Annotated in this window: 19 protein-coding genes and 1 pseudogene; 7 read left to right on the top strand and 13 right to left on the bottom strand. The window is 62.5% G+C overall.

Translation table 11 applies throughout. The annotated features are described in order from the left end of the window. Nucleotides 1–2 precede the first annotated feature (2 nt). The 3 genes from AGI3411_RS13715 (at nucleotide 3) to AGI3411_RS13705 (ending at nucleotide 4,602) form a co-directional block, all read left to right on the top strand. On the top strand, nucleotides 3–974 hold the full coding sequence (locus tag AGI3411_RS13715; protein ID WP_129527919.1) for a FecR domain-containing protein: 972 nt from the start codon (nucleotides 3–5) through the stop codon (nucleotides 972–974). A gap of 128 nt (nucleotides 975–1,102) precedes the next feature. After that, nucleotides 1,103–3,472: a TonB-dependent siderophore receptor gene (locus AGI3411_RS13710; RefSeq protein WP_129527918.1), complete on the top strand. Its 2,370-nt coding sequence runs from the start codon at nucleotides 1,103–1,105 to the stop codon at nucleotides 3,470–3,472. Beyond that, a complete protein-coding gene (locus AGI3411_RS13705; RefSeq protein WP_129527917.1) occupies nucleotides 3,472–4,602 on the top strand; it encodes a PepSY-associated TM helix domain-containing protein in 1,131 nt (376 codons plus the stop codon). The genes AGI3411_RS13710 and AGI3411_RS13705 overlap by 1 nt, the downstream gene beginning before the upstream one ends. Here the strand turns inward: AGI3411_RS13705 and arsH are convergent. The 11 genes and pseudogenes from arsH to AGI3411_RS13650 all read right to left on the bottom strand — a co-directional run bounded on the left by arsH (nucleotide 4,599) and on the right by AGI3411_RS13650 (nucleotide 15,068). Then, nucleotides 4,599–5,336 (bottom strand): arsenical resistance protein ArsH, encoded by a 738-nt coding sequence (arsH, locus tag AGI3411_RS13700; protein ID WP_208748102.1) that lies wholly within the window; start codon nucleotides 5,334–5,336, stop codon nucleotides 4,599–4,601. The genes AGI3411_RS13705 and arsH overlap by 4 nt on opposite strands. Continuing rightward, nucleotides 5,314–5,736, bottom strand: a complete 423-nt coding sequence (arsC, locus tag AGI3411_RS13695; RefSeq protein WP_165359170.1) for an arsenate reductase (glutaredoxin) — start codon at nucleotides 5,734–5,736, stop codon at nucleotides 5,314–5,316. Before arsC ends, arsH begins: the two co-directional genes overlap by 23 nt. A gap of 31 nt (nucleotides 5,737–5,767) precedes the next feature. Next, nucleotides 5,768–6,961: an MFS transporter gene (locus AGI3411_RS13690; RefSeq protein ID WP_129527914.1), complete on the bottom strand. Its 1,194-nt coding sequence runs from the start codon at nucleotides 6,959–6,961 to the stop codon at nucleotides 5,768–5,770. Nucleotides 6,962–6,964: 3 nt separating this feature from the next. Then, nucleotides 6,965–8,047: an ACR3 family arsenite efflux transporter gene (arsB, locus tag AGI3411_RS13685; RefSeq protein WP_129527913.1), complete on the bottom strand. Its 1,083-nt coding sequence runs from the start codon at nucleotides 8,045–8,047 to the stop codon at nucleotides 6,965–6,967. A gap of 4 nt (nucleotides 8,048–8,051) precedes the next feature. Continuing rightward, the gene (locus AGI3411_RS13680) at nucleotides 8,052–8,552 is read right to left on the bottom strand and encodes an arsenate reductase ArsC (protein WP_129527912.1); all 501 of its coding nucleotides are present in this window, start codon (nucleotides 8,550–8,552) and stop codon (nucleotides 8,052–8,054) included. An 8-nt stretch (nucleotides 8,553–8,560) separates the two neighbouring features. Then, entirely contained in the window at nucleotides 8,561–9,055 is a 495-nt protein-coding gene (locus tag AGI3411_RS13675) for an ArsI/CadI family heavy metal resistance metalloenzyme (protein WP_129527911.1), read from the bottom strand. A 13-nt stretch (nucleotides 9,056–9,068) separates the two neighbouring features. Next, nucleotides 9,069–9,395: an ArsR/SmtB family transcription factor gene (locus tag AGI3411_RS13670; RefSeq protein WP_129527910.1), complete on the bottom strand. Its 327-nt coding sequence runs from the start codon at nucleotides 9,393–9,395 to the stop codon at nucleotides 9,069–9,071. Between the two features lie 801 nt (nucleotides 9,396–10,196). Next, nucleotides 10,197–11,475 (bottom strand): annotated as a pseudogene (locus tag AGI3411_RS13665) (pyridoxal phosphate-dependent aminotransferase). An 832-nt stretch (nucleotides 11,476–12,307) separates the two neighbouring features. Beyond that, nucleotides 12,308–13,297, bottom strand: a complete 990-nt coding sequence (locus tag AGI3411_RS13660; RefSeq protein ID WP_129527909.1) for a tripartite tricarboxylate transporter substrate binding protein — start codon at nucleotides 13,295–13,297, stop codon at nucleotides 12,308–12,310. Nucleotides 13,298–13,401: 104 nt separating this feature from the next. Continuing rightward, the gene (locus AGI3411_RS13655; protein WP_129527908.1) at nucleotides 13,402–13,821 is read right to left on the bottom strand and encodes an aconitase X swivel domain-containing protein; all 420 of its coding nucleotides are present in this window, start codon (nucleotides 13,819–13,821) and stop codon (nucleotides 13,402–13,404) included. A 5-nt stretch (nucleotides 13,822–13,826) separates the two neighbouring features. Continuing rightward, a complete protein-coding gene (locus AGI3411_RS13650; RefSeq protein ID WP_129527907.1) occupies nucleotides 13,827–15,068 on the bottom strand; it encodes an aconitase X in 1,242 nt (413 codons plus the stop codon). A 131-nt stretch (nucleotides 15,069–15,199) separates the two neighbouring features. On the opposite strand from AGI3411_RS13650, the gene AGI3411_RS13645 reads away from it, so the two are divergent. Next, complete coding sequence (locus AGI3411_RS13645; RefSeq protein ID WP_341867913.1) at nucleotides 15,200–16,126, top strand: LysR family transcriptional regulator; 927 nt, start codon at nucleotides 15,200–15,202, stop codon at nucleotides 16,124–16,126. 190 nt (nucleotides 16,127–16,316) lie between these two features. Here AGI3411_RS13645 and AGI3411_RS13640 read toward each other — a convergent pair whose 3' ends face one another. Next, entirely contained in the window at nucleotides 16,317–17,237 is a 921-nt protein-coding gene (locus tag AGI3411_RS13640) for a LysR family transcriptional regulator (protein ID WP_129527906.1), read from the bottom strand. A 168-nt stretch (nucleotides 17,238–17,405) separates the two neighbouring features. On the opposite strand from AGI3411_RS13640, the gene AGI3411_RS13635 reads away from it, so the two are divergent. The 3 genes from AGI3411_RS13635 to AGI3411_RS30520 are packed head-to-tail and all read left to right on the top strand — an operon-like array spanning nucleotide 17,406 to nucleotide 18,912. Next, nucleotides 17,406–18,065 carry an RraA family protein gene (locus AGI3411_RS13635; RefSeq protein WP_129527905.1) on the top strand — a complete coding sequence of 220 codons (660 nt, stop codon included), beginning with the start codon at nucleotides 17,406–17,408 and terminating at the stop codon, nucleotides 18,063–18,065. 37 nt (nucleotides 18,066–18,102) lie between these two features. After that, entirely contained in the window at nucleotides 18,103–18,783 is a 681-nt protein-coding gene (locus AGI3411_RS13630) for an RraA family protein (protein ID WP_129527904.1), read from the top strand. A 30-nt stretch (nucleotides 18,784–18,813) separates the two neighbouring features. Then, the gene (locus AGI3411_RS30520) at nucleotides 18,814–18,912 is read left to right on the top strand and encodes an FAD-dependent oxidoreductase (protein ID WP_208748095.1); all 99 of its coding nucleotides are present in this window, start codon (nucleotides 18,814–18,816) and stop codon (nucleotides 18,910–18,912) included. Between the two features lie 85 nt (nucleotides 18,913–18,997). On the opposite strand, the gene AGI3411_RS13620 is transcribed toward AGI3411_RS30520, so the two are convergent. Further along, entirely contained in the window at nucleotides 18,998–19,570 is a 573-nt protein-coding gene (locus tag AGI3411_RS13620) for a class I SAM-dependent methyltransferase (protein WP_244240351.1), read from the bottom strand. Nucleotides 19,571–19,580: the final 10 nt, after the last annotated feature.

Here is a 19,580-nt window from a genome sequence, read left to right as displayed (position 1 = left end):
ACATGGACGCCGCCCAGCCCAAGCCGCTTGACGCCGCCGTGATCCGCGAGGCCGCCCGCTGGCTCGTGCGCCTGCACTCGGGCGAGGCCGGGGCGGCGGATCACGCCGCCCTCGAGCGCTGGCGCCGCGACAGCCCCGAGCACGAACTGGCCTGGCAACGGGCCCAGCGCCTGGCGCAACAATTCAATACGGTGCCGGCCGCGCTGGGCGTGCCCCTGTTGACGCGCCAGGCGGGGGGCGGCCGGCGCACGGCGCTGCGCACGCTGGCCGCCCTGGGGCTGACGACGCCGGTGGCCGCCTGGGTGGCCTATCGCATGAACGGCCAGCCGGAGGATGCCTATCGCACCGCGGTGGGCGAGAACCGGAACCTGATCCTGGTCGACGGCAGCCAGGTCCATCTGAATACCGACACCAATATGGATGTGCGCTACTCCGACGAGGCACGCCTTTTGCGTCTGCGCGGCGGCGAAGTGTATGTGCGCACGGCGGCCGACCAGGCGGGCAGGGCGCGGCCGTTCATCCTGGAAACGCCGCAGGGGCGCCTGCGGGCCCTTGGCACCCGTTTCGTGGTGCGTCAATGGGACGACGGCGGGAATGCCCTGACCGAGCTGACGGTGCTGGAGCACCGCGTAGCGGTAAGCCTGCGCAATGGGGAGGCGGCGCGCATCTTCGGCGCCGGCGAATCGGCGCGTTTCACCGCGAACGCCTTCCTGTCGCGCGCCCCCGCCGGGCCCGGCACGCCAGGCTGGACACGTGGCGTCATCGAGGCCGACAACATGCGCCTCGCCGCGCTGCTGGCCGAGGTCTCGCGTTACCGGCGCGGGGTGGTGCGCTGCGATCCCGCCGTCGCCGACCTGCGGGTGTCCGGCGTATTCCGGCTGCAGGACACCGACGCGCTCCTGGCCGTCGTGGCCAATACGCTGGACCTGCGCGTCGTGACGCGTACGTCTTACTGGGTCACGCTGACGCCTTGACCCGGCCGCGGCGCGCACGCGCCACCAATGAGTTTCATTTTTTTACAAATTGGCGGACCATTGCCTGTCCCTTTTGCCCTTGCTCATTCGGCATGCCTCCCATTGATGAGCTGAAAGGGATGTACCACGTGGCACCTCAAGACAACACTCGAACGCGCGTCCTGCGGCTGGCCGGACTGACGCTGAGCCTGGCCGCGGCGTTCGCCGCGCCGCCGCCCGTGGCCGCCCAGGATGCGCCGCCAAGCGCCATGCGCAACTACCACATCCCGGCGGGTCCCCTAGGCCAGGCGCTTTCCGCCTTTGCCAAAACGGGCGGCATCACGCTCTCTTTCCGGCCCGAGGATACGAACCGGCTCACGACGGCGGGCCTGGACGGCAGCTATGCCGTGGAAGCCGGGCTGGCAAGACTGTTGGCCGGCACTGGCCTGATCGCGGCCGCGCAGGGCGGGCAGGGCTATGTCGTGCGTGCGGCGGCGCCCGCCGCAAAGGCCGCGACGGGCGGCGGCGCCAATACGCTGGAGTCGATCCAGGTCAGCGGCGACTGGCTGGGCACGGGCCTGGAAAACAGCGTCCAGACGTTCGGCGGCGCGCGCACGCTCCTGAAGCGCGAAGAGCTCCAGAACAGCGGCGCCACCAACATCGCCGACGCGCTGCGCCGCGTGCCCGGCGTCCAGATCAGCGGCAGCACCAGCGCCAGCGGCAGTTCGGTGGGCCTGCACGTCGGCATCCGCGGCCTGAATCCGCGCAACTCCTTCCGCACGACGATGCTGCTGGACGGCATCCCGATGGCCATGGCCCCCTATGGCCAGCCGAACCTGGTGATGTCGCCCACCAGCCTGGGCAACATCGAGGCGATCGACGTCGTGCGGGGCGGCGGGGCGGTGCGGTATGGCCCGCAGAACGTGGGCGGCGTGATCAACTTCAAGACCCGCTCGATTCCCGCCACCAGCGACCTCACCGCCGACGCCTCCGCCCGCTACAACATCTTCAGCCACGGCGGCACCAACACCCAGTACACAGCCTTCATGGGCACGCAGTTCGAAAATGGGCTGGGCGTGGCGCTTATGTACTCGGGCATGGACGGCGAACAATGGCGCGACGCCAGCCACGACCGCTACAACGATGTAGCGCTCAAGTGGCGCTACGAACTGACGCCGACCTCGGAGATCTACGGCAAGTTCGCGCACTACGACGTCAAGTCCATGACTCCGGGCGGCCTGAGCGTGGCGCAATACCGGGACGACCCGTTTCAGAACACCCACCCGACCGACTACTGGAAGGGCCAGCGCGACCAGATCGATGTCGGCTACCTCAATTCCATCTCGGACACGCAGGAATTCGAGGCGCGCGTCTATCACTACGACAGCTCGCGCCAGAGTTCGCTGATCAATACGGCCGCCGGCCGCAACGACTACCAGCCGCGCAACAACCAGGTCCTGGGCATCGAGCCACGCTACACCCAGCGCCTGGAATGGGGGCCGACCACGCACGACGTGACCATCGGTTACCGCTATATCCGCGAAACCGGCCAGGACAGGCGCTATTCGGAATCGCTCGCCACCGGCCTGCGCACCGGGCCCGCCCAGGTCTTCGACAACGAAACCGAAGCGCACTCCATTTACCTGGACGACCGCATTGCCATCGGCAACTGGCGGGTGACGCCAGGGGTGCGCTACGAGCACATCAACAGCAATCGCCAGCCCAGCGGAACGGCCAACGACACGCCGTTCGACCTGCGCAACAGCCGTGGCCTGCCGTCGTTAAACATCGCCTACCTGGTGGATGACGCGCTGACGCTCTATACCAACTACAGCACCTCGTTCGGCGCCGTGCAGTACACCCAGCTGAACTCGATGTCGGCGGCAAATCCGCTGAATCCCGAAGTCGCCAAGACGCTCGAGGCCGGCCTGCGCTACTCAGGCGAACAGACGCACACCGAATTCACCGTCTTCAACCTGCGCTTCGACAACCAGATCCTGTCGATTCCGGGCACGAACCCGGCCGTGTTCCGCAACCTGGGCGCAACCACCCACAACGGCGTCGAGTTTGCCATCGACTACGACTTCGACAAATCCGGGCCGCTGGCCGGCCTGAACCTCTACGCGAACTACACCTACGTGCGCGCCATCCAGAAATCCGGAGAGTTCGAAGGGAACGACGTGCCGTTCTATTCGCGCCAGACCGGCACGCTGGGCGGACGCTACATGCGAAACAACTGGACGTTCAACCTGTTCACCACGATGCAGAGCGGTCAATACTCGGACACCGCCAACACCGAACAGGAAAACGCAGACGCCACCAACGGCCGCGTGCCGGGCTTCAGTGTCTGGAACACGCAGCTCAGCTACAAGCTGCCGCAATGGAAGGGCAGCGAACTGGCCATCGGCGTGAACAACCTCTTTGACCGCCGTTATTACACCCGCAACGTCGACACCAACGGCGGCCGCATGGTCGGCGCGCCGCGCATGGTCTACCTGCAGGCGCGCCTGGCCTACTGATGCCAAGGCGCATCTGGCTGTTCTGCCATCGCTGGATCGCGCTCGGCCTGGGCGGGATCCTGATCCTGTCCGGACTGACCGGCGCCTTGCTCGTGGCCGCCCGGCCGCTGGAGGCCTTCCTGCATCCGGACTGCTTCGTGGCCGGGAACGGCACGGCGACCCAGCCGGCGTCGTTCGAGTCCTTGCGCCGCGGTCTGGAAGCCGAGTTCGGCCCGCAGGCATCCTTCACCTTCCGGCCGCCCCGCGCGCCCGGCGAGACGATGCAGGTGAGGGTGCGTTCGGCCTGGCGCGGCACAGTCTGCCTGGATCCGGCCAGCGGCCGGGAGCAGGGCAGGCAGGGCGAAAATGCAGGCGTCGTCGCCATCGTTTACCGGCTGCACAGCGCCCTGATGCTCGAGCAGACCGGCAAGGCTGTGCTGGCCTGGGCGGCGCTGGCCTACCTGGTCCTGATGGTCTCCGGCCTGATCCTGTGGTGGCCGCGCAAGTGGCCGCCATCCCTGCGAATGGCGTTCGGCAAAGGCACCCTGCGCGCCTTGTTCGACCTGCACCGCAACGGCGGTGCGATCCTGGCGCTGGCCCTGGCGGTCTGCATGGCCAGCGGCGCGTACCTGGCCTGGCGCCCCATAGGAAACTGGATCACGCTGGCCAGCGGCCAGGCCCGCGTCGTCGCGCCCCGGCTGCCGGCGCCGCAGGGCGCCCCGCGCCCGATGCGGCCCCTGGACGAACTCGCCGCTGCGGCGCAGGCGGCGTTTCCGGATGGCAGGATCGGCTTTCTTCTATACACCCCGCACGCCGACCGGCCCTTGGCGATCCGCATGAAGGTGCCCGACGATCCGCACCCCAATGGCCGCTCCACCGTCTGGCTCGACCCGCGCGACGGCAGCGTCCTGGCCGCGCAGCGGTGGAACGAGCTCGACCCCGGCACGCGCATCAACTCCATTCTTTACCCGTTGCACACCGGGGAACTGGGCGGCGCTGCCGGCCAGGCCATCGTCGCGTTGCTCGGCCTGGGCCTGGGCGCGCTGGGCATCAGCGGCATCTGGCTCTGGTGGCGGCGGCAGTCGCTGCGGCGCAAGCCCACGCGCTCAGGCGGGTCCTGCGCGAGCCCCGGGCAGGGGGCCGCGCCCTAGATGGCGTTCTGTTTCATTCGGTTCGACAGGGCCGCGGCGGTCTCCTTGCGCTCGCTGTAGCGGTCCACGAGATAGGGAGCCGCATCCCGAGTAAGCAGGGTGAACTTCATCAACTCCTCGACAACGTCCACGACCCGGTCATAGTAGGGAGAGGGCTTCATGCGGCCCGCCTCGTCGAATTCCTGGTAGGCCTTGGCCACCGACGATTGATTGGGGATCGTCAGCATGCGCATCCAGCGTCCCAGTATTCGCATCTGGTTCACGGCATTGAAGGACTGCGAGCCGCCGGACACCTGCATGACCGCGAGCGTCTTTCCCTGGGTGGGACGCACCGCGCCCACCGACAGAGGGATCCAGTCGATCTGCGTCTTCATCAACCCGGTCATCGCGCCGTGACGCTCCGGCGAGCACCACACCATGCCTTCGGCCCACTGGACCAATTCGTGCAGTTCACGGACCTTGGCATGGTCTTCGCCAGCGTCATCGACCAACGGCAGCCCGGACGGGTCGAACATGCGAGTTTCGCCACCCAGGGCTTGAAGCAGCCTGGCTGACTCCTCGGCGACCAGGCGGCTGTAAGAACGTTCGCGCAAGGAACCATACAGAACCAGGAAGCGCGGCGCGTGCGTGGCCCGCTTCGGCGAGAACAATGCCTCTATGGACGGTTGTTCCAACAGTGACGGGTCAATATTGGGCAGCTCTGCAATGTGCTTAGACACGATGGCCCTCCGCATTGATGAGGGGTTCACCGTCTTCTTTATTAAAGGAGCCAAGCTGAGGCCGGGTCAGGATGTCCAAGACTGCTTCGGACGGACGGCATAGACGAATGCCAATAGGGGTGACGACGATGGGTCGATTGATCAGGATAGGATGCTCGAGCATAAAGCCGATCAGTTGCTCGTCCGTCCACTTCGAGTCCGACAGCCCCAGTTCGTCATACGGCGTCCCTTTTTGGCGCAGCACCTCCCGCACCGGGATTCCCATGGCGGCAATCAGCGACTTCAACGTTTTGGCGTCAGGCGGGGTCTTCAGATACTCGATGATCGTCGGCTCTTCGCCGGTGTTGCGGATCAAGCCCAGCACATTGCGGGACGTGCCGCAGGCCGGGTTGTGATAAATGGTGATGGAACTCATGCAATACCTCTCTTGATGCAAGACTGAAATTTCACTGCCTGGGGGGCTGGGCGCGCAGCAGCATCAGCGCACCGCAGGCGGCCAGACTGATCGCGCCCGACAGCCACAAAGCGTTGGCTCCCCAAGCGTCCAGAGCCAGCCCGAAAAGGAATGGGGCCGCCGCCTGCGCGATCCGCGCAGGCATCATCAGCCACCCCTGGCGCGCGCCATACCCTTGGGCGCCAAACAGCGCCAGTGGCAAGGTGCCCTTCGCGATGGTGAGGATGCCGTTGCCAGCCCCGTGCAGGATCGCAAATACAGGGGCCATAACCGGCCCCGCCATCAGCAATACGGTCACACCGGCGGGGTGTGCCAATGCGGCCAAGCGTGCCGACAATAGTGGGTGAACGCGCCGCAGGAACCCGAACTCGAGCACGCGGCCGGCTACCTGCGCGGGACCGATGAGGGCACCTACTGCTACTGCTGCGGCGAGCGTGGCGCCGGTAGCCTCCAGCATCCGCGGCAAATGCGTGGCCATGGCAGTGCTGATGAACCAGGTCGCGGCGAAGACGAAGGCGAGGAGGGTGGTTGCGTACCCGTGACGCTCGGTCGTGGGAGTAGGGGAAGGGGAGGAGACGACCTTCGTTGGATCCGCGGCGGCAAACCGCTCATGTTTCGCCTGAGGCAGCAACTTCGGAAGCCAGGCGTTCAGCGGCAAACCGATCAGCAGATGCAAGCCCGCCCAACCGAAGCACGCATTACGCCATCCAAACCGTGTTTCCATCCAAGCTGACAGCGGCCACCCGACGGTGCTCGCAAAGCCCGCGATCAGGGTAATGCCGGTGATCGCGCCGCGCGCGTGGTGCCCATACAGGCGAACCAGGCTGGAGAAGGCCGCTTCATACAGCCCGGCCCCCATCGCCACGCCGATAATGAGCCAGGCGGCGGCCATCGACCACAGCCCGTGGGAGGATCCAAGCATGGCCAGTCCGAGCGCGAATATCAGGCTGGTGCCGACCAAGACGACACGACCGCCGTGACGGTCGATCGCTTGCCCGGCCCACGGACCGACCAGGGCCGATACCACCATTGCGCCGGAAAAGGCTGCGTAGACCATTGGCGTTGGAATACCCAGTTCGCAGGCCATCGGCGCCGCCAACATGGCGGGCAGGTAGTAGGACGACGCCCAGGCCAGCGTTTGGGCGGTGCCCAGGCTACCGACGACCCGGACGGGTGCTCCTGTCACCGTTTACCCACGGTTGGCGCCCGCGTCGTACCAGTCTTTGGACTGGTTCACGACGCGCACCACCAACAACATCACTGGAACCTCGATCAGCACGCCCACCACGGTCGCCAACGCGGCACCAGATTGAAAACCGAACAGGCTGATCGCGGCCGCGACGGAGAGTTCGAAGAAGTTGGATGCTCCGATCAGCGCTGAGGGGCAAGCAATGTTGTGCTTTTCACCAACCCGGCGATTCAGCCAGTAAGCCAGCCCGGAATTGAAGATCACCTGGATCAGAATCGGCACGGCCAGCATGGCGATCACCAGCGGCTGGCCAATGATGGCTTCGCCCTGGAACGCAAACAGGAGCACCAGCGTCAAAAGCAGTGCGGCCATGGAAAACGGTCCGATCCGGGCCAGGGCGGCTTCGAACGCTTCCTGCCCGCGGCGCAACAGCGTGCGGCGCCAGAGCTGGGCGAGGATGACCGGGATCACGATGTAGAGCCCAACAGACACCAGCAAAGTGTCCCACGGCACGGTGATGGCCGACAGGCCCAGCAGCAACCCGACAATAGGCGCGAAAGCGAACACCATGATGGTGTCGTTCAACGCAACCTGGGACAGCGTGAAGACGGGATCACCGCCGGTCAGCCGGCTCCAGACGAACACCATAGCGGTACATGGAGCGGCGGCAAGGAGAATCAGGCCCGCAATGTAACTATCAAGCTGGTCGGCGGGCAGCCAGGGCGAAAAGATCTGCCGGATGAACAGCCAGCCCAGGAACGCCATGGAGAAGGGCTTGACTGCCCAATTGATGAACAGCGTCACGCCGATGCCGCGCCAATGCTGTTTAACCTGACTGAGCGCGCCGAAATCGACCTTCAGCAGCATCGGAATGATCATTACCCAAATCAAAAGGCCGACAGGCAGATTGACTTGCGCGACTTCGAGGTGCCCGATGGTTTGAAATAGGACCGGCATGAGCTGGCCCAGGGCGACGCCGAGCACTATGCAGAGAAACACCCAGAGCGTCAGATAACGCTCAAAGAGGCTCATCCCACCGCGCGCCTGCGGCAGGGACGCCGTGGCCTGTGTACTGGATGACATTGACTTACTCCTGAGTTTTGCCAATCCCGCGCAACTCCGTCTGGAGCGACATTGCATCCAGGCGGTCAATGGGCAAAGAAAGGAAAAGCTCAAGGCGGCGCTTGATTACACGCGCGGCGTCCTGAAACGCCTTGCGACGCTCTTCTTCGGTCCCTTCATAGGCTGCTGGGTCAGGAATGCCCCAGTGTGCTGTCATGGGCCGCCCTGGCCAGACAGGGCACACTTCGCCGGCGGCGTTATCGCAGACGGTAATGATGAAGTCCATTTTTGGAGCCCCCGGCGCAGCGAACTCATCCCAGCTCTTGCTCCGATAACCATCGGTGGGCAATGAGAAAGAGCTCAGCGTGGCGAGCGCCAACGGGTGAACTTCACCTTTTGGGGTACTGCCAGCGGAATATGCCTGGAAGCGATCGCCACCGAGTCCTCTGAGTAGACCTTCAGCAAGGATGGAGCGCGCAGAGTTGCCCGTACAGAGAAACAGCACATTGAAAGGGGAGTGCGACATGGAAATTCCTAGCAGCAGCGAGTGGAGGACTTGGTGTTCGGGACACAGCAGTTGTTCCGCACCGTGGGCAACGAAGACGGCGAACAGCAGGCGCCGGCCGCGCCTGTGGCAAGCGCGTCGTGGTGTGACTCTCCATAGACAGGGATCGTCCCCAACGTATGGAAGTGCTCCCACGCCACGCCTTGCGGATCAGTAATCCAATATTTCTCACTGCGGGAATAGCAGCATGACGTCTCTCCCTGGTCCTCCAGAGACAAACTGGCTGATTCCGCTCGGACCTTCAGAGCAACCAACTCTTCGGCGTTCTCGGCTTGAATCCCAAAGTGATCGACTCCGGCAGCGCCGCCACGGGTCGAAATTGCAAAATTCACGGGAGGATCATCCAGCATCCACTTCGCATAGTCAGACTCGATGCGGGCTGGACCTTGCGCAAACAGCCGCGAATAGAAGCCGATGTTCTTGGGCAAATCATCGACGTGCAGATGAACGTGGAAGCGCTTCATGGACAGCTCCTGATCAGCAGATAGTGCAGGCCTTAGAGTCGGAGGCCTCGCAGGGGGCCCCTTGGCAGCAATGTTCGGTGAGGTAGCCGAGCAGTCCATTCATCTGTGAGAAGTCTGCCCGGTAAATCAGGTTTCGACCTTGTTGCTCAATGGTGACCAGGCCGGCGTGCGACAGCTCCTTCAGATGGAAGGACAACGTGTTGCGAGCAACACCGAGCTGATCCGCCAAGACGCTTGGCGTGAGGCCCTCTAGGCCAGCCACCACGAGCGCTCGAAATACGCGTAGACGTTGGGTATGGGCCAAGGCCCCAAGGGCGAGAACTGCTTGATCTTCATTCATGCTTCTATCATACAACGATTGTCGAACTATTGAACAGTACGAGCTTGTGACCAAGCAATCGAAAGTGCAATTGCAGCATGGAGAACCCGCCGCCTCCATCCATAAGAGGCAGAAATGCGCCTCTTAACTCGACTTTTTGACGTAAGCGACACATAAGCGCCGGTTACAGCGAGCACCTATCCTGCGAAAAGGTGGAGGATGGGGGAACGCCAACGCTACACCTCATCGTCATCGCGCACGCGCATATCCTCGGTCGACACGTAGGGGGGATCCGGTCGCTTCAGCATCCCTACAAGGTCCGCAATTCGCCGCTTCAAGGCCCGTAGGCCAGCTTGTCGCCGGGCAGCGGCCGAAGGCGATGCCAGCGTAGCGTAAATCGATGGACTTTCGGGGGCAGCTTTTGCGCCTAAAAGGGACACGGTGTCTACGAATTCGCTGCTGTCTTTAAATTTGTCCACGAATTGTCTTTCACGAACGGGAAGAAAGGGGCGCGGCTAGATTTACGTCTATTCATCACTTTACATAATACACATTATGCGCATTACCGATAGCCAATCAGGGTACTCAGCCCAGGTTGAGGATCATTGTCGGCGCTTCCCTGGCTTCCAGGTCCATTTACGGAATAACTTTCTGCATACGTAGCTCGCCAAAGAACGCCTGGAACATCTCTTCGCTGTCGTTTGAGATGACCGGCGCCTTCACCATGGCGCAATGGCACAGAAAGTGTCGCAAGCCTGTGTAGCGTGATACACCACTAGGCCGCTCGAAAGCGGCCTCTTTATCATGCACGATACCAGCGCCTCAGCGCGCCGCCTTCTTAAGCGGGGTCACTGCGGCCTCCTCGGCCGGCGTGCCCGCCGCGTGGCGATTGCGGTAGTCTTCGAGGAACCCTGCCACCCGCCCGATCGCGTCACGCAGATCGTGTTCGTAGGGCAGGAACACAATGCGGAAATGATCTGGTGCGTGCCAGTTGAAGCCGGTGCCCTGCACCAGCATCACGCGCGTGGCTTCCAGCAGCTGCAGGAAGAACTGGCGGTCGTCCTTAATCGGATAGACCTTGGGATCGAGGCGGGGGAACATGTAGAGCGCAGCCTGCGGCTTGACGCAGGTCACACCCGGAATCGCGCTGATGAGTTCGTAGGCCAGGTCGCGCTGCTTGCGCAGCCGGCCGCCCTCGCCCACCAGATCGTTAATGCTCTGGTAGCCGCCCAGCGCCGTCTGGATCGCCCACTGGCCGGGCACGTTGGCGCACAGCTTCATGTTGGCCAGCATGTCCAGGCCTTCGATGTAGTCCTCGGCAGCGCTCTTGTCGCCCGAGACGATCAGCCAACCAGCGCGATAGCCGCAGGCGCGATAGCTCTTGGAGAGCGAGTTGAAGGTAAGCGTCAGCACGTCGGTCGACAGGCTGCCGAGCGCAGTGTGCTTGACGTCGTCGTACAGAACCTTGTCATAGACCTCGTCGGCAAGGATCACGAGGCCGTGCTCGCGCGCGACCTCGACGATCTCCTTCAACACTGATTCGGGATACAGCACGCCGGTGGGGTTATTGGGATTGATCACCACGATACCCTTCGTGCGGGGTGTGATCTTGCGGCGGATGTCGGCCATGTCGGGGATCCAGCCCCGACTCGCGTCGCACAGATAGTGCACCGGCGTGCCCCCCCGACAGACTGGTGACGGCCGTCCAGAGCGGATAGTCGGGCATCGGCACTAGCAGCTCGTCGCCATCGTCCAGCAGTGCGTTGGTGGCCATCGAAATCAGTTCGGAAGCGCCGTTGCCGAGATAGATGTCCTCAAGCGTCACGCCCTTGATGCCCTGCTCCTGCGAGTAGTGCATCACCGCCTTGCGAGCCGCGAAGTTGCCCTTGCTGTCTGAGTAACCCGCCGAATTTGGCAGGTTGCGGATCATGTCGAGCTGGACCTCTTCGGGGGCATCGAAACCGAACGCCGCCAGATTGCCGATATTTAGCTTGATGATCTTTTGGCCCTCGTCCTCCATTTGCTTGGCGCGATCCATGATCGGTCCGCGGATGTCGTACAGGACGTGAGCCAACTTGCTCGATTTGTTGATGGTCTTCATAGACGGCGACTGGCGTGGCAACAGAAGGTGTTGTGGCGAAGAGTTGCGGTTGTCGGAGCGGGCGGAGCCGGCATGGGCCGGAACTGCCGCGATCCTGGGTGCGACCGCATGGACGGCATCATAGCCGAACGCTGAAACATTACTGCGCCCCTCCACTTATCGCAGGGCGCTATGGCCCCTGCTTACTGTGCGATCCATAGCATATTGTTCATTCCAAGGTCTGAGCTAAGAGTTGGCGGATGCGAAGCGTTAATCGTAGTCGACGGATCATGCGCGACTTCTCACTTGTCTGCTTGCCGCGAGTCTTGAGTATTTCGTTAGCCTGAGACTTGGCCCCAGCAGCCACGGTCGTGCAGTACTCCATGTCGCTGCGGTATGGAAATGGCAATTTCATTTTTGTCGCGCGGCGGACTCCCGCGACGCAACACTTGCGAAATGAACGGCGACTCTTTGGCCGATTGATGTTGCGCAATCCGTAATTTCGTGCGCAGCACCGGACTCATTTTCGCGAGTGCAACGCAAACTTAAAGATTCTTCTATTCTCCGGAGGAAGATCGGACGCAACACCCATCCCGAACTACCAAGAATGCGCGTTACGCATCAAGGAACGGGGGCCTTTCCCCAGGCCGGCTTCCAAGGTACGCACACTCCCCAATTGCGTACGCCATACGTCCGATTCTTGCCATCCCGTGGCTAATCTTTAGCACGCAACTCATCTGATAAAAGACGCGAACATCACCGCGAACTGACGACAAATCGGGATGCGGCGTGTGACTTCCGGATCCCGATCTGCCAAAAATGAAAATTGCCGTGACTGCCAGACTACAACGCGTCAGTCAACGGTAGCCCCGGACAACTTAACGAGCTTGGCCCACTTTTCAATTTCCTGATCCAGAAACGCCTTGAAAACGGCTGGTGATTGGCTAACTGGAACGGATCCCTGGTCCAGCAGGACTTTCCGGAATGCAGGGTCTTGGGTTACCTCCTTTACGACCTCGGCGAGCTTGGCGACGATCGTCGGCGGTGTGCCGGCTGGGACGAACACACCGTTCCACAGCGAGACTTCGAACCCCGGCAGCGCTTCGCCCACAGCTGGCACGTCGGGCATCCGCTGCGAACGATCCTTGGTGGTCACGCCCAACGCCCGCAGCTTTCCGCTTTCCAGGTAGGGCAACACCTCCACCAGCGGGGAAAAGACCGCCTGCACCTGGCCGCCCATCAGGTCCACGTTCGCCGGCGCACCGCCCTTGTAGGCCACGTGGACCATGTCGCCCTTGGCCATAGCGTTGAATAACGCACCAGAAAGATGGGACGCCGACCCGTTGCCCGCAGACCCGTAATTCACAGGCGCGTCTTTTTTCTGCACGAGCGCGATGAACTCCGTGAGCGTCTTCGCGGGCACGTTGTTGTTCACGGTGAGTACATTGGGAATCGAGGCGATCTGCGATACGGGAATCAGGTCTTTGCGCAGATCGAAACCCATGTTTTTGTACAGGGTCACGTTGGTCGCAATGGTGCTGGTGGCCAACAGGAGCGTATAGCCATCCGGCGTCGCGCGCGCCGCTACGCTTGAGCCCAGGTTACTCCCTGCCCCCGCACGGTTCTCCACGATCACCTGTTGCTTGAGATTCTTCGACAGCTGTTCAGCAAGTAGCCTTGCGGTCGCGTCCGTGCTGCCGCCCGCCGCAAAAGGGACGATCATCGTGATGGCCTTGCGGGAAGGCCAGTCGTCACCCGCGTCGGTTTGCGCTGCTTGAGCGGCAACAGCGCTCGAGCCTAGACAGGCGCCCAAGGCAAGAGCGATGATTGCGCGTGAGGTCATGGTTGTCTCCATATTTGAATGTGCGCGGTAAATTCGGGCGTTGCGTCGTACGCGCAACTACCCCGAAAGCGCTTGAATAGCGGCATGCGCCGCGTGCGAACTGCTTATTTGTGACTTACGACGACGGTGCCCGCCTCGGCATCCACGTCCAGCCAATCGCCATTGACGATCGTCTGGGTCGGATCCTCGTCTAGGCTGGCCACTACGGGGATGGCGCCGATGATCGCGCCGATCGTCGTGATCGGTTCCGGCGTCACCTGGACGAATGCCAAGGGCGCGGTACCGCGGGACACCATGTCGTAGATCTTGTAAGAGCCGCCAGTTGATCCCTTGCCGGTTAGGAAGACCAGCACCTTGCCAGCGATGTTCACCCCTTCCAGCTCGTGCCCAGGCTCCGTAACGATCCCCGTCATGTTGTCGACGCCGCCGTTGAAGCTGATGGCTTCGCGGGTTACCACCGCTTCCCCGCTGGTCTTGCCCTTGACGATCTTGCGTCCAGTGAGGACGCGCTTGACTTGTGCCATGGTCCTTACCTCCAGACGCCGCTGACGGCGGCCTGCATGACGCGGTTGAGATTGCCGTAGTGCGTGGGCAGCCCGAATTGTCCGGGCGCATAGAAAGCCATCTTGGCGGAATTGGTAGTTAGCGTGCGATAGCCCTTGACGGGTGCGATCACGCGACTGCGTGCAAGGAATGGGCAAGTTTCCCTGACCACGGTGCCGCCGGCGTCCTTGATCGTCTGTATGTACCCCATGCGCTCGGCCATGGCGTACATGGCCCCCGCCGTGGTCACCCACAGCGCGACGTCCTTGTGCACCTTCTTGCGTTCCAGCGCCTCGGCGACCTCGCGGATCTCCTGCACGGATGCATTCGGGCAGCCCACGAGTATCCAGTCGACGTGATCCGTAGGCTCCTTGTTCAGCGCCGCCTCGGCCTTCTTCTTTTCGGCTTCGTCAAAGACCAGCACTTTTTCGGGCGTCTTGCCGCCGAAGGCCGCTTCAAGCGTGGGCGCCTCGGGAGTGACTCCGACCGCATGGAACATACTGACCGCGCCGGACGCCGCCAGCGCGGCGCTGAGCGCTTTCAATTGCTCCAGGGTGGGATCCGACGGAATACCTGTGAAGACCGGGGTGTCCTGCCCTGCAATCCGGCCGGCAAAGTAGCCAAGCGTGCCGTAGTCCGTCATGTCATCGAGCGACGTCTCCACCTGGACCAGAAGTTTTCCATGACGGTTCTCCGTCAGGTGAAAGCCATACTCCGGCGTGCGGCCCGTGAGGGCCGTGGCCAAGCCGCTCGGGCCGCCTTCGCGATTGGTGCGGGCCCCGCACACCGAGTTGGCATAGACCACCGCCGACGACTCGCCCCAGGCCATGTGCTCGCCGAACCGCGGACTGTTGCCGACCAGGTAAGGAATACAGGTATTACAGGTATTGGCGCCCATGCCGGCATAGGCATCCGTCAGGCGCGTCTGAAGCGCGCTGTCGGACTCGGGAATGCCGATCTCGCGCCATTGCACGGGATCCACGGCCGTCGGGTTCGTCGTCACCCGCGTGACGAAGGTTCCTCCCTGCCGCTTGATGTCTTCGACGAAACGCGTCCCCGCCTCTTCGGCGACCAGGACGGACGATCCCGCCATGTGCACGTTGCTGACCGTCAGCAGCCGCTTGGCGCCAAAGCTCTCGCCCAGCGCCACCAGGATCTCCATGGCCTTTTGCACTGCCGGGCCTTTCTTTCCCGCCAGCATTCCCGATTCTTCTTCCGTAAGAAACATGTCCACACCTCCATTGCGTCTGGAACTCACGGAACAAATTCTGAATGCTGTGTTAAATCAAAAAAAGCGATAAATTGGAATCGAATCAGATGCCTTAAAACGATGTTTTTCCGCTGAAAAGGAGTGCTGCGTTGATCACCTTCAAGCAACTCGAAGCCGTGTACTGGGTCGTTCAGCTTGGTGGCTTCGCTGCCGCGGCCACGCGGCTGCACACGACCCAATCGGCGGTCTCCAAGCGCGTACAGGAACTGGAAGCCCTGTTCGATACACCGCTGTTCGACCGCACGCTGCGGGCGGCCCGACTCACGGAAAAGGGCGAAGAGATGTTCCTGCTGGCCAAACGGCTGCTCGACCAGCGGGATGCGGCAATCGAACAGTTCCAGCGGCCGGATGTGATGGAACGACACGTGCGCATCGGCATCACGGAACTGACGGCCATGACCTGGCTGCCGCGGCTGGTAAGCGCCATCCAGGCGAGTTATCCCCGCGTGATCATCGAACCCCATGTGGACACCAGCGCCATCCTGCGCGATAAGCTGCTGGCCGACGAAGTGGACCTGATGATCGTGCCCGACGTCTTCAACGACCAGCGCTTCATCTCCCGCCGGGTCGGCGAGGTCGTCAATTCGTGGATGTGCAAGCCTGGCTTAGTGCCGCGGCGGCGGCTCAAAGTGCAGGACCTGATCAAGCACCGCTTGCTAACACAAGATGAGCGCTCCGGCACCGGCCAGCTCTACAACCGCTGGTTTCGATCAGTGGGGGTTCAGCCGGAGCAAACCGTGCAAAGCAACAGCCTGGTTGCGTTGATCGGCCTGGCGATATCGGGCATGGGCGTCAGCTACCTGCCCAGGACATTTCTTGCGCCCATGGTGGAATCGGGCGCGCTGGAAATCCTGACAGTCACGCCCGCGCTGCCCGCCGCAGCCTATGCGGCCGTGTTTCGCGGCGACCGCCCCAGCACCCTGATCCCGGCGATCGCGGCGCTGGCCCAAGAGCATTGCGACTTCGGCAAGATCTTCCAGTCGGACGCGCAGGCGCCGCAAACCGGCGAAGCCTAGCGCGCCAGGACACCCTCAAGGACCCCGCCTTCCTGGCGGCGTCCGGGCGCGACGCCGCGGTGCTGGCATTCCAACCCGGCTCGGATTGGAAAGAAAGCCTGGACCGCCAGACGCGCGCTTTCCAGGAAGACGCGGCAGAAAAAAAATAAATGGAGGGGGAACGAGGCGACGCAGTTTGCGCCGCCTCGTCTCAGCCTTCCGAACGCTTTCGCGGGTGAGTCTTCTTTAGCCATTCCACGGCCACATCGACTAACGGGTGGTACCGCGCCGCGTTCCACGCCAGTGCAGCCGTGACCACCATTACCTTCTCCTTCAACGGCCTGATGACGACGTTTTCCGGCGCCAGTTTCTTCATGGACGCCGGAACGAGCGCGACGCCCTGGCCACACCCCACATAGGCAATCTGCGAGGAAACCGACCGCACCTCATGCAAGACGCGGGGCGTAAACCCGTGAGATCGGCAGATGGCAGTCAACATGTCGAAATAGACAGGACTTACCTGCCGCGACGACATCACAAGTTGCTCAAGGGCGAGCGATTGCAGGCGCACCCGCGACAACGCGGCAAGTTTGTGCTCCTTGGGCAACGCCACGGCCAACCGGTCTTCGGTTAGCGGCAGCGTTGAGATGCCCTTCCCCACGTTTCCATCGATCCGTACGAATGCCAAATCGAGTTCACCAGATGCCAGCGCAGGCACCGCTTCGACACTGTCAATCTCTCGCACGAATACGGTCAGGTGCGGATGCAACCGCCGCAGTTCATTGAGCAGCGGCGGCACGGTATCCAGCATGGCCGAGGTAATGGCACCAACATGCAGCACCCCGGACTGCCCGGCTGCGACTTCACGCACCACGCGCTCAAGTTGCTCGACCTGCCCGGCGAACTGGCGCACGGCGGGCAAAATCGCCGCGCCGGAGGCGGAAAGTTGCGTACCGCGCCGGGAGCGGTCGAACAATTGCAGCTTCAACGATTGTTCGAGCACCTTTATCTGCTCGGTCAGCGGCGGCTGCGACATTCCCAGACGCGCTGCCGCCCGCCCGAAATGCCGTTCCTCGGCCACGGCAAGGAACATCCAGAGTTGCCGTATCAGCCTGAAGTCGATAGTGCTCATGTTTTTTCCTTCCAGCACGTCCGTTGAAGGTCGCGAATGTCGGATTAGCACCCGGTAGGCATCGCCGAGATGTCTGATCCTAAAGTCATATCACAGAGATACTTAAATACGATTTTATCTATCAGTGTTTAGTTTTGATAATGAAATCTTCATTCTGGAGATGGCCTCATGTCCCAAGCAATCACGCTCGAACGCCTCGCCGCGCTTGACACCAACACCGTGTCCGACGCACTCGACTTTCTTGGCCTGCCGGGCGCCACGTATGGCCTGTGCCCGCTGTGGGATTGCCCCAAAATTGTCGGCCGCGCCAGCACCATCCAGTTAGGTCCCAAAACGGACGCCAAGCCCGCCGTCCACCTGATCTCGCCCGTAATTGACGCCGTAGTGACGGACGACCGCGTGCTGGTGATCGCCGGCGGCGCCGACGGCATTTCCTGCTGGGGCGACATCCTCGCCAACGCTGCACGCGTCAAAAGCGTCCGCGGATCCGTCATCGATGGATTGAGCCGCGATATTGAAGGCAGTGAGTCAATTGGCTATCCGGTCTACGGACGCGGCGTCACCATGATTAGCGCGCGTAACCGGGTTATCCAGATCGATTCCGGAAAACCGGTCCAAATGGCCGGCGTCACTGTTCACGAGGATGACTACGTTATCGCGGACCGCTGCGGTGCCGTTTTCGTGCCCGCCGCCCGAATAGAGGAAGTGCTGGACTTGGGCGAACGCATCGCCAAGCGCCAAGACGGCATGGTCGCCGCCGTCCGCTCGGGCCGCTCGGTCGCCGAGGTCATGCACGACAAAGAGTTCGAAGCCATCAACTCGAAATGAGCCTGCCCCCATTTCTATCCCTTCAACAGGAACAATAATGAGCAATCCTAAGAAAGCCGCTGCGCAAGACCAAGGACTGGTTGCGCTGTTCGATGGCCTCGACACCCCGGGCGTCTCGGATGCCATGGACAAACTTGGAATCCATGGTCAGGCCTTAGGCATCATGCCGCTGGACAATTACTCCCGGCCGGTGGTTGGGCTCGCCTTTACCGTTAAGTACGTCCCTGCATCGACGCCGGCCGGCACGGTTGGCGACTTCATCGACGACGTCGCAGAAGGCGACATTGTGGTGATCGACAACGATGGACGCACCGACTGCACAGTGTGGGGCGACATCATGACGCAATACGCCGGCATTCGCCGCATTGCCGGAACGGTTATCGATGGCGTATGCCGCGACGTCGGTAAGGCACTGGGCGACGGCTACCCCATCTTCAGCGCTGGACGCTTCATGCGCACGGGCAAGGACCGGGTACAGGTGGAATCGGTCAATACCACTGTGAGTATCGGTACGGCGCGCGTTGCCTCTCGCGACATCGTGGTGGCAGATGCGAATGGCGTGGTGATAGTTCCGCGCGAGCGCGCCCGCGAGGTCGCCGAGACTGCACGCAAGATCGAATCCGTCGAAGCTTCCATCCGCGAGCGTATCAGCAAGGGCGCTACCATCCGGGAAGCACGGGCCGAGTTGGGCTATCACACGCTGCAACGCAAAGCATGAACACTCCAGCGCCCGCTTGAACCGCCAGCCTTGTCGCTCGTGCCCGAGCATGGCGAGAATTTGATTGTCGCCGGACGGTGCTTAAGCGCCGAGCATGAAGCGTTGGCCTCCGCCAGGGTTACCGCCTAATGTTTCGAGTATGGCAGCGCCTGGGCAGCAACCTGTAGCAATACGCCCGGCGGGCGCGGAATATTTCAGTGATGCCGGATGGCGATTATGGCCTCCTGGCGAGGCTGAACACCGAGGCCGGCGGCAGGTTGAACGGCACGAAACCGACCCGGCGGGCAGACAGCCCGCAGGCGTCCAGCACCCCCGGCGCGATCGGACAGCGGACGCCGTACGTGAACAGCTCCATCGAGCCGCCTTCGGCCATGGCGTCGAAGACGGCGGTCAGCAGGCGATGATGGTGCGCCCCGCTCATGTTGCGCAACGGCAAGCCGCAAATGGCCGCGCCGATGCCATCCAGTTCCGGATGGCTGTCCCGCGACAACTCCTGGGCCGACACCTGCAGCACGGCCGCCTGGGGAAACTGGGTCCGCAGGCTGGAACTCATTGCCTCGTCCTGCTCCACCAGAACGAGACGGGCCGGGTCGACGCCCTTGCGCAGCATTTCGCGCGTGAAAACGCCCGTGCCGCAGCCCAGTTCGAGGACTTTTCCGGCATTGGGCGGAATCGACGCCGTAATGGCCGCCGCCAGGGCCGGGCCAGATGGCGCGACCGCGCCGATGGCCGCGGGATTGGACAGGAGCGCCTTGACGAACTGCTTGCGCTCCTGCAGCCACGTCATGGGCTGATGG

Source organism: Achromobacter agilis (assembly GCF_900496965.1).
GTDB classification, from domain to species: domain Bacteria; phylum Pseudomonadota; class Gammaproteobacteria; order Burkholderiales; family Burkholderiaceae_B; genus Achromobacter; species Achromobacter agilis.
This window is presented reverse-complemented; position numbering and strand designations above follow the sequence as displayed.